The following is a 15,298-nucleotide window of genomic DNA, read 5'->3' on the forward strand; positions in this document are numbered from 1 at the left end:
CTACGACGCTTGTGGATATTCGCAGTCGAGTCGTGTTCTTGCCCGTCAGCTCATGGACCCCTTTCGGCCCTGCGGGCCACTTTCCCCGTGCGCGGGGACAGCTTTCGCTTCGATGCAGCGGCTGTGGCTCTGTTTTTTATTAAGATTTTCTAATCGACAAGGCCATACAGAAATGATAGAATTCATTAATAGAAATAAAACGTTATCTGACATACAGATGGTCAGGAGTCGAGCATCATGAAACCAGAAGAACAATCCCCCACCAACACCTATGAACCGCAGGACCTGCCTGCGAACCTGCCGATGCCGTTTTACGTCTGTCAGGCGCGCGAGCCGCACGATGTGCTCTACGCAAACGAAGAACTCCTGGAGCTCCTGGACTGCCGGGACCTTGCAGAACTGCGCACGCACATCAGCCATCGGGTGAGCAACATGGTCGCGCTCGAAGACTCTGTCCACATCCAGCACGAAGTCAACGAGCAGCTAAAAGCCCGGCACGACCGCTTCGAGCACGTCCACGCGCGCATCTTCACGCGCATGGGACGCATCCGCTACGTCGAATTCTCGGGCCGTCTCGTGCGCGCCGCGGCAGGCAGCGGGCGCGAGGACGTCTTTTACTGCCTCATGACGGAACTCGAGCGGCAGCCCGTCGGACCCCCGATTGCCAAGGACGTGCGCGACTACGTCGTCAACCACATCGACGAAGCCATCGAAAAACACTGGATTCAGATCTACTACCAGCCGGTCATCCGCACGCTCACGGGCAATCTCTGCGGCTTTGAGGCCCTCGCGCGCTGGATCGACCCGCACATCGGCTTCCTCGCGCCCTTCTCCTTCATCCCCGCACTCGAACAGACGCGCCAGATCTACAAGCTCGACAACTTCATCCTGCAGGAAATCTGCCGCACGGCCCACCAGCGCCTCGAGAAAGGCGAGCCCTTCCTCCCCGTCTCCTTCAACCTCTCGCGCCTCGACTTCACGCTCATCGATGTCTTCCAGGCCATCGAGGACACCGTCGCCGCCTATGACCTGCCACGCGACCTCATCCATATCGAGGTCACGGAAAGCGCGATGGCCCGCGACCCCGGTCCCATCCGCCAGACAATGGACCGGCTGCGCGCAGCGGGCTACGAGGTCTGGCTCGACGACTTCGGCAGCGGCTACTCCTCGCTCAACATCCTCAAGGACTGCACGGTCGACCTCATCAAGCTCGACATGGGCTTTTTGCACAATTTCACGGATAAATCGCGCCAGATCATCGCCTCGACCATCGACATGGCAAAAAGGCTCGGCATCAAGACGCTGACGGAAGGCGTCGAGACGCAGGAGCAGGCCGACTTCCTCGCCTCCATCGGCTGCGGACGCCTGCAGGGCTACTTTTTCGGCAAGCCGCAGCCGCTTGAAGGGTCCTTCGCGCACATCGCCTCGCAGGACCGCGGCCTCGAGTCGCGCAAGTGGCACCATTACTACGATACGGCAAGCTCCGTCATCCATCAGACGAAAAGCCCGCTGGCCCTGATTGATTTTGCCGATGACAAGGCCCGCTACCTCTACCTCAACGCGAGCTACGCCGAGCAACTCCTGGGCCTGCACTACGACCGCTCGTCCGCCGAGGAGGCACTCAACGCACCGAAGACAAACATCTACGACACCTTCCGCGAATTTTTGCAGATCGCGCGGCAGAGCGGCAAGCGCGAGACGTATTTCTACATCGACGAAGGCAATTACGTGCGCGTGATGATCGAGGTCGTGCTCGAATCCGCCGGCCACACGCTGCTGCTCATGAACCTCAAGAACATCACGGCCGATCACGAGCGGCTCGAGCACACGAAGCTCGACACGAACCTGCGCTACCTCTATCAGTTCTTCGACAGCATCCATCTCATCGATTTCGACGCCGACACCATCGAGCCGCTGTTCCTGCACGAGACGCCCGGCGCGGACATCCTGCTGACAAAACGGCACGGCTGGCAGGCGCTGCTCTCCTCCTTCGGGCAGAAGCACCTGCACCCCGACGACCGGCCGCGCTACGAGGCCTACTGCTCCTGTGACGCGTTCTGCCGGAAGCTCGCAGCCGCCCCCTCCGGTCAGCTGCACGACTGCTTCCGCGTGCAGGATCAGAACGGCAATTACGCCTGGAAGGAATTCACGGCCATGCTGCTGCCCAACACGCCGGGCCGCCGGCTGCTGACGACGATCCAGGACATCGGCCTGCCCGCTCTCACCATGCAGACGATGCTCCAGGAGAGCGGCGAGGTCGGGAATGTACCGGCCGGCATGTCCCTCGCGGCCCTGCTCTGGAAAAACCTCCAGCAGAATTCCAGGCTCTGCTATTTCTGGAAGGACCGGGAGCGGCGTTTCGTCGGGGCCTCGAAGGCCTTCCTCGCCTACTACGGCTTCCGCTCGGCCGACGCTATCATCGGCAAGACGGACGAAGACATGGGCTGGCACGTCGACAACGGTCCCTACCGCGACGATGAGATCGCCGTCATCGAGCACGGCCGCGTCATCGAGAAGCATGCGGGCCAGTGCATCATCCGCGGCGTGCTGCACCACATCACTTCCTACAAGTGGCCGATCTACCAGGACGGGCAGATTGTCGGCCTCATGGGCATGTTCTTCGACATCGACAGCGTGCTGCGCGAGCGGCTCAAGAATGCCCGGATCACGTATGAGGACGGCCTCACGCACCTCATGAACCGCCAGGGCCTCCTGGACGCCCTCATGCGCTACGAGGAGCAGTGGCAGCTGCACGACCGCCCCTACAGCCTCGTGCTCCTCGGCAGCCGCTCCTACAAGCGCATCTCGGACTCCTACGGCGAGAAGGTCTTGAAGGACCTCATCCGCAAGAAGGCCAGCCATCTGCGAAAACTCGCCGGCAAGGATTCGGCCATCGCGCGCGTGACGCAGTCGATGTTTGCACTCGTGCGCGGCAAGAGCCGGGACGGCGAGGTCGAGGCACTCACGCAGCACATCATCGAAGACCTCGAGGGCATACACGAGATCGACGGCAATCCCGTCACGATCACCGTGCAGTGCGGCATCGCCCACAGCGACGAGCCCGGCATCTCGGGCGAGAACATCTACCAGACGGCCTTTACGCGCCTGCAGCATACCCCCCGAAAATGAAAACAACTCTCAAGCAATGAGCCGGCGTCCCGCTTCGCCCGCGGCGGCCGCAGCCGGCAAAGGGCCCCGCACTTCCGGGACAAGCATCCACAGCCTCTAGGCGGCACAAAACATGCGTCCGGATTTCCGGAAAAACACTGCCCGTTCATGTAAAATGTGACGGAAATCAATCCTATCACAACCCCATCTATGGTATAATGAAAGCGTATTTAAACGAATCGATGAATAACTACAAATAATAGATACCAGAAGGGATACAATTGCCATATGGACGAGCAGGAAATCAAGGATTACGTCATCCATCATCTCGATACGGCCATCCAGAATCATTGGCTTCAAGTTTATTATCAGCCGGTCATCCGCACGCTGACGGGCGAGCTCTGCGGCCTCGAGGCGCTCTCGCGCTGGGTCGACCCGCAGGTCGGCTTCCTCTCCCCCGCCGCATTCATCCCGGTGCTCGAGGAGGCACAGCTCATCCACAGGCTCGACACGTACGTCCTCCGGGAGGTCTGCCGCATGCTGCGCGGCCGTTTCGACGCGGGCCTGCCCGTCACGCCCGTTTCGTTCAACCTCTCGCGCCTCGATTTCAGCATGCTCAACATCTTCGCGCTCATTGAGGGCGTCCGCAGCGAATTCGACCTGCCGCGCGACCTGCTACACATCGAGGTCACCGAAAGCGCGATGGCCAAGGATCTCGGCCCCATCCGCCAGACCATCGACAAGCTGCGCGCCGAGGGATACGAGGTCTGGATCGATGATTTCGGCAGCGGCTATTCGTCGCTCAATATCCTCAAGGACTGCACAATCGACCTCATCAAGCTCGACATGGGCTTTTTGCGCACGTTTACGGAAAAATCGCGCAAGATCATCGCGAGCGTCATCGATATGGCCAAGGAGCTCGGCATCAAGACGCTCGCGGAGGGCGTCGAGACGCAGGAGCAGGCCGATTTTCTCGCGTCGATCGGCTGCGGGCGCCAGCAGGGCTATTTCTACGGACGGCCCGAGCCGCTGCCTTCCGCGCTCGCGCGCATGCAGGAGCAGGGACGCACAACCGAGCTTCGCAAGTGGCACCATTACTACGATGTCGCGAGTGCCGCAATCCGCGCGACGAATCAGCCGCTCGCGCTCTTTGAGTTCTACGACGACAGCGTCCACTACCTCTACGCGACCCCCGCCTACCGTGAGCAGCTGATGTCCACGGGCTACGATCTCACGAAGGCGTCGACGGCGCTCAACGATGCGACGAATCCCTTCTTCTATCAGAATTTCCGCGAATTCTTCCTGCAGGCCCGCGCATCGCAGCAGACGGAGACGTATTTCTACGTCGAGAACGGCAGTTACATCCTCGTGCGCATCAGCATCCTCTACGAGGCCAACGGCCACACGCTCGTGCTGACGGAGTGCCGCAACATCAGCCAGGATACCCTGCATCTCGAGCATCAGAAGCTCGACCGCAACCTGCGGTATCTCTACTGGCTGTTCGAGTACGTCCACATCGTCAATTTCGCCGAGGACTCCATCGAGCCGCTCTTCATCCACACGAGCCCGCTGCACACGCCGCTGCGGCAGAAATGCTACGGCATCCGGCAGCAGCTGCACGATGTCTGCGAGCATATCATCTACGAGGAGGACCGGCCGCGCTTCCGGCGCTTCTATGAGCTTTCGACCATCGTCAGCCGCATCGAGAAGAGCCCGCACAACCGGCTCGTGGACCGGTTCCGCCTCATCGACGCGCACGGCAATTACAACTGGCGTTCGTTCACGCTCATGCTTGTGCCGAATTCGGGCTCGCGGCTCTTGCTCTCGCTCGTGCAGTGCATCGATGAACCCTGCCATAAGATCCATCAGCGGCTCAAGACGTGCCCGGCGCTGACGGCGCCGCCTGCTTCGTCCGTCGGCAGCCCGGCCGCTGTCTGCCGCCCGGGTTCCCTTTCGCATGAATGCCTCGCGCCGCTTCTCTGGAAGAGCCTGCAGCAGAATTCGCATATCTGCTATTTCTGGAAGGACCGGAAACGGCGGTTTCTCGGCGCGTCGAAGGCCTTTCTCGCCTATTACGGCTTCACGTCGGAGCAGGTGATTCTCGGCAAAACCGACGAGGATATGAATTGGCATGTAAACGGCATGCGCTACCAGGCTGACGAGCTCGCGGTCATCGAGCAGGGACATGTCGTCCGCGGCGTGCCGGGCCAGTGCATCGCGCGCGGCGTGCTGCGCCACATCGTCTGCTACAAGTGGCCGCTCTACAAGGACGGTCAGATTGTCGGCCTCATGGGCGCGTTTTTCGATACCGACACGGAGCGGCAGCGCCTCGCACAGGAGTCGGCTTCGTCGTATGAGGATACCGTGACGGGCCTCTGGAACCGCCAGGGCTTCCTCGACGCGCTGAATGCCTACAGCGAGCAGTACCGGAAAAACGGCCAGGGGTACACGCTCACGATCTTTAAGGGCCGCTTCGACGAGCGGCTCGCGAGCACGTACGGCCGGCAGCTGCTGACGCATCTCCTGCAGGAGGAGGCCCGCCGCCTGCGCGAGCTTGCAGGCAAAGATTCCGTCATCGCTCGCCTGCGCCAGTTCACGTTCGCCATCCTGCACCGCGATGCCGGGGATAAAAGCACGGAAGGCAGCGCGGCTGGGACGGAACGTGCCGAGAAGCTTGCGGCGAAGATCCAGCAGAGCCTCCACGATATCCACGAGATCGACGGCAACCCCGTCACGATCTCGTTCCGCTACAGCGTCGTCCACGCCGCAGAGGCAGGCCGCGCCAAAAAGGATTCTCAGGCTTCCCTCGCCCTCTACCGCCAGGCCATCGCCCGCCTGCGCCACAGATAAAGACGGACCTCATCCACCGCTGACGCGGTCCCCCTTCCCCAGTGGGGAAGGCTTGGGGCTCATGCCCTTCGGAAGAACATACGAGTCTAACAAGTTGCGCAGCCTTCCCGCAGCCGAAGGCTGACGGATGAGGTCGGGGAAGCTGTCGCGCCCTGCCGGCCATGGACCTCTTCCACCGCTACGCGGTCCCCCTTCTCCCTGCGGAGTACGCCGCCAGACAGGACTCGTCATCTGTTTGCTTCGAACTCCGCAAGTCCATGGACCTCTTCCACCGCTGCGCGGTCCCCCTTCTCCCTGCGGGGAGAAGGCTTGGGGCTCTTGCCCTTCGGCAGAACACGAGCGCAGCAAGTCGCGCAGCCTTCCCCGCGCACGGGGAAGGTGCCCCGAAGGGCCGGAAGAGGTCCTTGAACTGGCGGGTACCAGCACAACTCGACTATAAGCACCAGCGAGCGGCGTAGCCCCGCGCACGGGGAAGGTGCCCCGAAGGGGCGGAAGAGGTCCTTGAGCTGACGGGCATCAACACGACTCGACTGCGAATATTTACAAGCGTCGTAGCCCGCGCATGGGGAAGGTGGCAGCCGAAGGCTGACGGATGAGGTCGGAACAGTTGTCGCGCCCTGCCGGCCATGGACCTCTTCCACCGCTACGCGGTCCCCCTTCTCCCTGCGGGGAGAAGGCTTGGGCTCACATAAAAACGCCCTGACGTTTTTGTCAGGGCATTTTTGCGTGCGGCAGGCTTTGTACAGGGGATTAATTGGGGTCGAATTTCTTCGTAGCGTTTTCGAGCAGGCTGTCGCGGCAAGCTTTGGACGCGGCGAAGTAGTCGTGGATGGCGGGGCGGTCGTGGCGCTCGATGGCGCCGATGACTTCGCCGAGGATGTTCTGGAGGTTCTTCAGGTCGCTGGCGATGGCGTCACCGTTCGTCATGCAGATATCGGCCCACATGTCGGCGTTCGAGGAGGCGATGCGCGTCGTGTCCTTGAAACCGCCGCCGATGAGCTTGATGCACGACTCGCGGTCGTCGCCCGAACGGTTTAAAAGCGTCACGAGCGCGGCGGCCGTGACGTGCGGCACATGGCTGATGACGGAGGCGCAGCGGTCGTGCTTGGCGATGTCGAGCGTCGTGAAGTTCGCGCCCGTGTACTTGAGCACGCTCATGAGCTTTGCGTGGGCCTCAGGCGGCGCGCCGGTGTCTTCGACGATGACGTAGGCTTTGCCGACGAAGAGGTCTTTGACGGCGGCCTCGACACCGCTTTTCTCGCGGCCCGTCATCGGATGGCCGGCGATGTAGTAGATGTCTTTCGGCAGGATCTTCTGCAGATGCTGCCAGATGTAGCCTTTCGTGCTGCCCGCGTCGGTGAGGATGGTGCCGGGCTTTAAATACGGCAGGATCTTCTCGACCATCGGCACGATCTGGAGGACCGGCGGGCTCAGAAAGACGATGTCGGCATCCGCGACGACGGACGGAAGGTCCGACGATGCGTAGTCGACGGCACCGAGCGCGACGGCTTTGTCCATCGAGGACTGATGCCGGCAGAGGCCCGTGATGTAGATGGCGTCGCCGAGCTTGTCCTTGAGGCAGAGACCGAGCGAGCCGCCGATGAGGCCGACGCCGATGATGGCAAATTTCAGTTTCGCCTGCTTCCTGTCACTCATGCCGCTCATAATGTACGCCCCATGACTTCGCAGATCTTGCCGAGCTCGCTCATGAGCGCGTTGAAGTTCTTCGGCGTCAGGCTCTGGTCGCCATCTGAAAGCGCGACTTCCGGATGCGGATGGACCTCGATGATGAGGCCATCACAGCCCGCGGCGACGGCAGCGCGTGCCATCGGGCGCACCATTTCCCAGCGGCCCGTGCCGTGGCTCGGATCGACGATGATCGGCAGATGCGAGAGTTCCTTGACGGCCGCGACGGCGCTGAGGTCGAGCGTGTTGCGCGTGAACGTCTCATACGTGCGGATGCCGCGCTCGCAGAAGATGACCTGCTCGTTGCCGCCCGCCATGATGTATTCGGCCGCGTTGAGCCATTCGCTGATCGTCGCTGCGAGGCCGCGCTTGAGCATGACGGGTTTCTTCGCCTTGCCGAGCGCCTTTAAGAGCTGGAAGTTCTGCATGTTGCGCGCGCCGACCTGGTAGACATCGGCGTATTTGCCGACGAGCTCGATGTCGTCCTTGTCGACGATCTCCGTGACGACCTTGAGGCCCTCTTCATCGGCGACCTGGCGCAGCATCTTGAGGCCTTCCTCGGCGAGTCCCTGGAAATCGTACGGGCTCGTGCGCGGCTTGAACGCACCGCCGCGCAGGAATTGGGCGCCGCCCTGTTTGACGGCATGCGCAGCCTCGCGCAGCTGGTCGATGCTCTCAACAGAGCACGGCCCTGCCATGACGACGACTTCCTTGCCGCCGATCTTGACGCCGTCGACGTCGACGATGGTGTCTTCCGGATGGAAATGGCGGCTGACGAGCTTGTATTTCTCCGTGATGCGCACGGTCTTCTCGACGCCTTCCATCATGTTCATCTCGAGGTTCGCGATCTTCTTGCGGTCGCCGATGACGCCGATGATCGTGCAGTCCTCGCCCGTCGAGAGATGGGCCTTGAGGCCGACCTGGTGCAGGCGGTCCTCGATGTGTTCGATATTCTCTTTCGTGGCATTCGGTTTCATGACAATGATCATAATGAGTTCCTCCCCTGTTTCTGCGGATGATGGCGGTGGTGATGAGAATTGGACATGTCCCGATACAAAAAAGCCCGCCCCTCTACAGGGACGAGCTGATATACCCGTGGTACCACCCTGCTTGCCGATGCAAGCCTCTCCTTTCGGATACTGACATATCCTAGCCTCTGATAACGGTGGCATTCCGGCGCGGCCTACTCCTTTCAGCCTGCTGCTCCTGAGTGTATTTCGTCCGTGCCCCCTGCGGCGTTTCACCGGCCCGCCGCTCTCTGTCAGGAAGTCCTCGGAGTACTTCTCTCAATCGTCGCATTTCACTTGATGTATATTACAATAACAGTTTTTGCGGGAGTTGTCAACGTTTTTTCGCAAAAACGGCAAAAACTGTACCGTCCTTGCAGACATTTATATCAGCAAAGGCACGGCTCAGACGCGCACCATGGCGATCTCGTCGCAGTTCGGGAATTTCGGGCAGTCGATGCATTCCTTCCAGACCTTGTGCGGCAGCTCTTCCTTCGTGATCGTCTGGAAGCCCAGCTTCTGGAAAAAGCCCGGCTTGTACGTCAGCGTGAAGTATTTCTCGACGCCAAGTGCATCGCCCTCCTCGATGAGGCGGCGCACGATCTCGGCGCCGATGCCCTGGCGCGTGAGTGCGGGCGAGATGGCCATCGTGCGGACTTCGGCGAGCTTGTCCCAGATCATGTGCAGGCCACCGACGCCGACGACCTTGCCGTCATCGTCGACCGCGACGATCATGTCGCGCAGCGTCTCGTAGAGTGTGTTGCGCGCGCGTGCGAGCATGACGCCGTCCGTCGCGTAGTTGTTGACGAGATCATAGATCGCTTCGATATCCTGAAAGGTTGCTTTGCGGTATTCCATTCTGTTATTTCCTCTCCTTTTCCGATGCGTCTTTGGCTGCCGGTGCGTCTTTCGCGGCTTTGGCAGCGCGTAACGCCTTGGCCGGCGTGTCTGCTGCGGCCTCACAGCTCGGGCAGACGGGCGCGAGCGGACAGATGTCGCAGGCGGGCTTCCTGGCCTTGCAGATCTTGCGGCCGTGCCAGATCAGCCAGTGATGCGCGTCGGACCATTTTTCGCGCGGGATGTTCTTCATGAGGCCCTGCTCGACGGCGAGCGGCGTCGTGCCCGTCGCGAGCTGCAGCCGGTTCGCGATGCGGAAGACGTGGGTGTCGACAGCGATGGCCGGCTGATGGAAGGCCACGCTCATGACGACGTTGGCCGTCTTGCGCCCGACGCCCGGCAGCTTCTGAAGCTCCTCGAAGTCCGCGGGGACCTCGCCGCCGTACTGCGTGCAGAGCATCTGGCAGGCCGCGAGGATGTTCTTGGCCTTGTTGCGGAAGAGCCCGCAGTCGCGGATCTCGTTCTCGAGCGCCGGCAGGCCCATCGCGACGATGTCTTCGGGCCCGTGGACCTTCGCGAAGAGACGCTTCGTCGTGACGTTGACGCGCTTGTCGGTGCACTGCGCCGAGAGGATGACGGCGATGAGGAGCTCAAAGGCGTTATGAAAGATGAGTTCGGGCTTCGCGCCGCGGTACGTCTCCTCGAGGATGGCGAGCTGCTCGGCCCGTATTTTCTTGGTAATGCGCATAAATCCACTTCCTGTCATGGCAAAAGGAAAGGCCCAATCCATGAATTGAGCCTTTTCCCGAGTTTCACGATTTATTCCATTATAGCAGATTCCGACCGTCTGGCAAGATGCGGCCCGAGCAGCTCAAGCTGCTTCCGCGGCCAAAGGCGCCTCAGCGGCCCAAACTGCTTCCGCTGCATCAGTTCGTCAGGCTGCGGATTGGCGCCGGGATGCGGCCGCCGCGCGCGATGAACGCCTCGGAGCTGTACTGGTTGCGCACGGGGACGATCGGGCAGTAGCCGAGAAGCCCGCCGAACTCGACGACGTCGCCGACTTTCTTGCCGGGGACCGGGATGACGCGCACAGCCGTCGTCTTGTTGTTGATCATGCCGATGGCGGCTTCGTCGGCGATGATGCCCGAGATCGTCGCGGCCGTCGTATCGCCCTCGATGGCGATCATGTCGAGGCCGACGGAGCAGACGCACGTCATGGCCTCGAGCTTCTCAATCGAGAGGCTGCCCTCCGAAACGGCGTGGATCATGCCCTCGTCCTCGCTGACCGGGATGAAGGCGCCCGAGAGACCGCCGACGTGCGACGAGGCCATGAGGCCGCCCTTCTTGACGGCGTCGTTGAGGAGGGCGAGCGCAGCCGTCGTGCCCGGCGCGCCGCAGCTCTCGATGCCCATTTCCTCGATGATGCGCGCGACGCTGTCGCCGACGGCCGGCGTCGGAGCCAGCGACAGATCGATGATGCCGAACGGCACGCCGAGGCGCTTCGAAGCCTCGCGCGCGACGAGCTGGCCGACGCGCGTGATCTTGAAGGCCGTCTTCTTGATGGTTTCGGCGACTTCCGTGAAATCCGCGCCCTTGAGGTCCTCGAGCGCGTGCTTGACGACGCCCGGGCCCGAAACGCCGACGCTGACGACCTTGTCGGCCTCGCTGACGCCGTGGAACGCGCCGGCCATGAACGGATTGTCACCCGGCGCGTTGCAGAAGACGACGAGCTTCGCGCAGCCTAAAGCCTGCTGGTCGCGCGTGAGCTCGGCCGTGCGCTTGATGACCTCGCCCATCTCGCGCACGCAGTCCATGTTGATGCCCGTCTTCGTCGAGCCGAGGTTCACGGACGAGCAGACGAGATCCGTCGTCGCGAGCGCCTGCGGGATCGAGTTGATGAGCACGCGGTCGCCGTGCGTGAAGCCCTTCTCGACGAGCGCCGAAAAGCCGCCGATGAAGTTGATGCCGACTTCCTTGGCCGCGCGGTCCATGGCCTCGGCGACCGGCACGTACGAATCCGTCTTGCAGGCATCGGCCGCGATGGCGATTGGCGTGACCGAGACGCGCTTGTGGATGATGGGGATGCCGTACTCCGCCTCGATGTCCTCGCCCGTCTTGACGAGGAATTCCGCCGACGTCGTGATCTTGTCGTAGACGTTCTGGCAGAATTTCTCAATGTTCGGATGTGCACAGTCGCGCAGCGAAATGCCCATCGTGATCGTGCGGACATCGAGCTTGTTCTCCGTAATCATGCGGTTTGTTTCTAAAATATCATCAATCGTTATCACAAACAAAATCCTCCTGAACGCAAAAGAAGCCCGGGCCGCCCTGCTGCACCTGCCGCAGGGCAAAGGTCCCGAAACGCTTTCTTTCTAAAATAACGGTTATGCTGCCAAAATCACCGCAGCAGGCTGCGCGTCCCGCCTCCTGAATCTCCTGGATTTCCTGAACGCAGGGGCAAACGCCGCACGCCCTTTAGATGCGGTGCATGACGTTGAAGATATCCTCATGCTGGGCTTTAATCTCGACGTTGATCTCCTGGCCCTTCTCCTTGAGCGTCTTCTGCAGGTCGGCAAGCTTGATTTTGCTCTCGCTGATCTCGGCAATCATGACCATGTTGAAGAAACCGTCCATGATGTTCTGATTGATGTTCAGGATGTTGACGTTGTTCTCAGCCAGGATCTGGCTGACCATGGCGATGATGCCCACGCGGTCTTTGCCGACAACCGTTACTACGAGTTTCATTTACACATTACCCCTTTTCTTCTGCTCTGTGCCGCGTGCCTGTAACGGCAACGCACCATATATCAGCACAATGATTTCTTCCATTATAACAAGGCTCTCTGGAAAAACCAATACCCCGCGGGAAATTTATGCGAAATTCCAGGCCGGGACCAGCGCGGCAAGAGAAAACGCGTTCGCACCAAAAGGCAGGCGGCTCCCCTGCCACGGTCTCCGGCAGGTCCGAGCCGCCAGCGTGACGGCTGCGGCAGATGGCAGCGGATATGGTATAATAAAGGAAGCGGCCTGCGGCATAGAGCTGCGGGCCCCAGTTTCAGATGAAAGGATGATACCATATGGATTATGGATTCTTTGACGGCGCGTTCGTGCCGCTTGATGAAGCCGCGGCGGCCGTTGACGACCGTGGCTATGCGATGGGTGACGGGGCCTTCGAGGTCACGCGCGTCTATGACGGCAGATGCTTCGCGCTGCCCGAGCATATCAAGTCCCTGCGCCATTCGCTGCGCGAGCTTGCCATCCCGATCACCTACATGGACGAGGAGCTCACGGCCATCCACGAGGACCTCATCAAAAGGAGCGGCGTCAAAAACGGCCTCATCCGCCTGCAGGTGACGCGCGGCCTCGGCAGCAGCAGTCTCGCCTTCCCCAAAATGGTCGTGCCGCTGCTCTCGGCTGCCATTCACGATTTTGACGGGGCCGAAGCCGAGGCGGACGGCGCCGGCAGTGAAAGAGACGGCGCGCCCAAAGGACTTGCGGCCATCTTTGCCGAGGACATGCGCTGGCTGCGCTGCGACATCAATTCCCTGAACCGGCTCGGCAACGTGCTCGCGCAGGAGGAAGCGCAGCGCCGCCACGCCGATACGGCCATCCTCTGCCGCCAGGATACGAACCTCATCACGGAGAGCACCGACGCCAATTTCTTCATCGTCAAGGACGGCCTCGTCTGGACGCATCCTGAGGGCCACCTCATCCGCAGCGGCGTGACGCGCGCACAGCTCCTCGGGCAGATTTTCCCGCAGCTCCAGCTGACCGTTGTCGAGAAGGCGTTCGCGCCGGCCTTCGCGCTGACGGCTGAAGAAGCCTTCGTCGCGAGCACCGCGCGCGGCATCGCTCCCGTCACGAAGATCGACGGCAAGGCCATCGGCACGGGCGAGCCCGGCCCCGTCACGCAGTCCCTCGCCGCAGCTTACCAGGATTTCATCAAAGCCCACCTTTGATAAAGGATAAGTATCTTCAGACATACGATAACCGCATGTTATCGTTGCGATTCTTATATGATAAGATAAACGCAGATAATGATTCGAATTGGTTATCGATTGGGAAAAAAATCACGTTCTCCATTGACAAAGTCATTTTTAGTACCTATACTAGTCTTGTGATGCGAATTTGTGTGAACTCGTGAAAAACAATGTACGACGCGCGTTTCCCCTATTTCACAAAACGTTTTTGCCCATTTTAACTATGTATTCTCAATAAGTTCCATTTATGGAGCAATTATCCTAAGGAGAGTGTTATCTATGGCTAAGAAACCCGTTCAAATCATGGAGACTGTCCTGCGCGATGGTCATCAGTCCCTCTGCGCGACGCGCATGCGCACGTCCGACATGCTGCCGCAGCTCGAGGCGCTCGATGCCGTCGGTTACAAGGCCCTCGAAGCCTGGGGCGGCGCCACGTTTGATACCTGCCTGCGTTTCCTCGATGAAGATCCGTGGGAGCGTCTGGATACGCTGAAATCCAAGCTCAAGACCCCGATCCAGATGCTGCTGCGCGGCCAGAACCTCCTCGGATACAACCACTATTCCAACGATGTCGTCGAGAAATTCGTCCAGAAGGCTTCGGCACACGGCGTCGGCGTCTTCCGCATCTTCGATGCCCTCAACGATGTGCGCAACCTGCGTGTCGCCATCGATGCCGCTCTCAAATGCCCGGAGAAGCCGGAGGTCCAGGGCTGCCTCGTCTACACGGTCAGCCCGGTCCACACGAACGAGATGTTCGTCGACCTCGCAAAACAGCTGCAGGAGATGGGCTGCCATTCCATCTGCATCAAGGATATGTCCGGCCTCCTGAAGCCGTATGTCGCCGAGGACCTCGTCAAGAAACTCAAGGCTGCCCTCGATATCCCGGTTGAGCTCCACACGCACTGCACGTCGGGCTTTGGCCATGCGACGTACCTCAAGGCCATCGAGGCCGGCGTCGACATCATCGACTGCGCACTCGCACCGTTCTCCTCCGACACGTCCCAGCCGTGCACGGAGACGATGATCCGCATGCTCGAAGGCACGGAGCGCGACACGGGCATCGACGTCCAGCAGCTCACGCCGATCTCCAAGTACTTCCTCGAAGTCAAGAAACGCCTCATCAAGGAATTCAACCTCAAGGGCTATTTCGACATCAACCCGAACGTCCTCGACTTCCAGATTCCGGGCGGCATGCTCTCGAACCTCGCCAACCAGCTCAAGGAAGCCGGCATGGAAGACAAGTATCAGGATCTGCTCGACGAGATGCCGCGCGTCCGCAAGGACCTCGGTTATCCGCCGCTCGTCACGCCGTCCTCCCAGATTGTCGGCACGATGGCCACGTTCAACGTCATGGCCGGCGAGCGCTACAAGATGGTCCCGACGGAGTTCAAGGATCTCGCACGCGGCAAGTTCGGCCGCACGCCGGTTCCTGTCGACCGCGACTTCCTGACGAAGACGCTCGGCATCGCACCGGAAGACATCATCGAGGATTGCTCCATCGAGGATGCCAAGGCCAAGACGTTCGCCGATTTCAAGGCGGAGCTCAAGGACAAGGGCTATCTGAATCCGTCGGATGAGGATGTCCTCTCCTACGCCCTGTTCCCGCAGGTCGCTGAGGAGTTCTTCCAGCGCCACTTCCAGAAGATCACGGCTTACGTCAAATAAGCATCTCATACAACATCTCGTTTAAAGTCTCTTTCATCAAAGGACGGAGTTCGCAGCCCGGCGGATTCCGTCCTCTTTTTTTGTCCGCGTGCCGCCTCCCAGCTGCCGCTGGACGGAGTGCGGCCAGCCTCCCATGATTCTGTCACTTTTGCCCATCCCGGCGGC

The 15,298-nt window shown here is 60.6% G+C and carries 10 protein-coding genes and 1 other annotated feature; of the genes, 4 read left to right on the forward strand and 6 right to left on the reverse strand.

Annotated features, from left to right (window positions below; genetic code table 11):
- Nucleotides 1-237: 237 nt before the first annotated feature.
- Together DWZ54_RS09735 and DWZ54_RS09740 are read left to right on the forward strand one after the other, a co-directional pair.
- Nucleotides 238-3,129, forward strand: a complete 2,892-nt coding sequence (locus DWZ54_RS09735) for an EAL domain-containing protein (protein WP_118475909.1) — start codon at nt 238-240, stop codon at nt 3,127-3,129.
- Nucleotides 3,130-3,396: 267 nt separating this feature from the next.
- A complete protein-coding gene (locus DWZ54_RS09740) occupies nt 3,397-5,958 on the forward strand; it encodes an EAL domain-containing protein (protein ID WP_118475911.1) in 2,562 nt (853 codons plus the stop codon).
- Between the two features lie 750 nt (nt 5,959-6,708).
- On the opposite strand, the gene DWZ54_RS09750 is transcribed toward DWZ54_RS09740, so the two are convergent.
- From DWZ54_RS09750 to DWZ54_RS09775, 6 genes are all read right to left on the reverse strand, one after another.
- Nucleotides 6,709-7,623: a prephenate dehydrogenase gene (locus tag DWZ54_RS09750; RefSeq protein ID WP_370245769.1), complete on the reverse strand. Its 915-nt coding sequence runs from the start codon at nt 7,621-7,623 to the stop codon at nt 6,709-6,711.
- Nucleotides 7,620-8,633: a 3-deoxy-7-phosphoheptulonate synthase gene (gene aroF / locus DWZ54_RS09755; protein ID WP_118015631.1), complete on the reverse strand. Its 1,014-nt coding sequence runs from the start codon at nt 8,631-8,633 to the stop codon at nt 7,620-7,622. The genes DWZ54_RS09750 and aroF overlap by 4 nt, the downstream gene beginning before the upstream one ends.
- A gap of 83 nt (nt 8,634-8,716) precedes the next feature.
- Nucleotides 8,717-8,947, reverse strand: a binding site (T-box leader).
- Nucleotides 8,948-9,056: 109 nt separating this feature from the next.
- Complete coding sequence (locus tag DWZ54_RS09760; protein WP_118015632.1) at nt 9,057-9,509, reverse strand: N-acetyltransferase; 453 nt, start codon at nt 9,507-9,509, stop codon at nt 9,057-9,059.
- Nucleotides 9,510-9,513: 4 nt separating this feature from the next.
- On the reverse strand, nt 9,514-10,236 hold the full coding sequence (gene nth / locus DWZ54_RS09765) for an endonuclease III (protein ID WP_233541677.1): 723 nt from the start codon (nt 10,234-10,236) through the stop codon (nt 9,514-9,516).
- Between the two features lie 178 nt (nt 10,237-10,414).
- The gene (locus DWZ54_RS09770) at nt 10,415-11,776 is read right to left on the reverse strand and encodes a PFL family protein (RefSeq protein WP_118015633.1); all 1,362 of its coding nucleotides are present in this window, start codon (nt 11,774-11,776) and stop codon (nt 10,415-10,417) included.
- A gap of 187 nt (nt 11,777-11,963) precedes the next feature.
- Complete coding sequence (locus DWZ54_RS09775) at nt 11,964-12,233, reverse strand: ACT domain-containing protein (RefSeq protein ID WP_118475915.1); 270 nt, start codon at nt 12,231-12,233, stop codon at nt 11,964-11,966.
- A gap of 332 nt (nt 12,234-12,565) precedes the next feature.
- Here DWZ54_RS09775 and DWZ54_RS09780 point away from each other — a divergent pair, with 332 nt between their 5' ends.
- Together DWZ54_RS09780 and DWZ54_RS09785 are read left to right on the forward strand one after the other, a co-directional pair.
- The gene (locus DWZ54_RS09780; RefSeq protein WP_118475917.1) at nt 12,566-13,447 is read left to right on the forward strand and encodes an aminotransferase class IV; all 882 of its coding nucleotides are present in this window, start codon (nt 12,566-12,568) and stop codon (nt 13,445-13,447) included.
- Nucleotides 13,448-13,747: 300 nt separating this feature from the next.
- Nucleotides 13,748-15,133 carry a pyruvate carboxylase subunit B gene (locus DWZ54_RS09785; protein WP_118475919.1) on the forward strand — a complete coding sequence of 462 codons (1,386 nt, stop codon included), beginning with the start codon at nt 13,748-13,750 and terminating at the stop codon, nt 15,131-15,133.
- The last annotated feature ends 165 nt before the right edge of the window (nt 15,134-15,298 follow it).

It is taken from the genome of Mitsuokella sp. AF33-22, assembly GCF_003475755.1.
GTDB lineage: Bacteria > Bacillota > Negativicutes > Selenomonadales > Selenomonadaceae > Mitsuokella.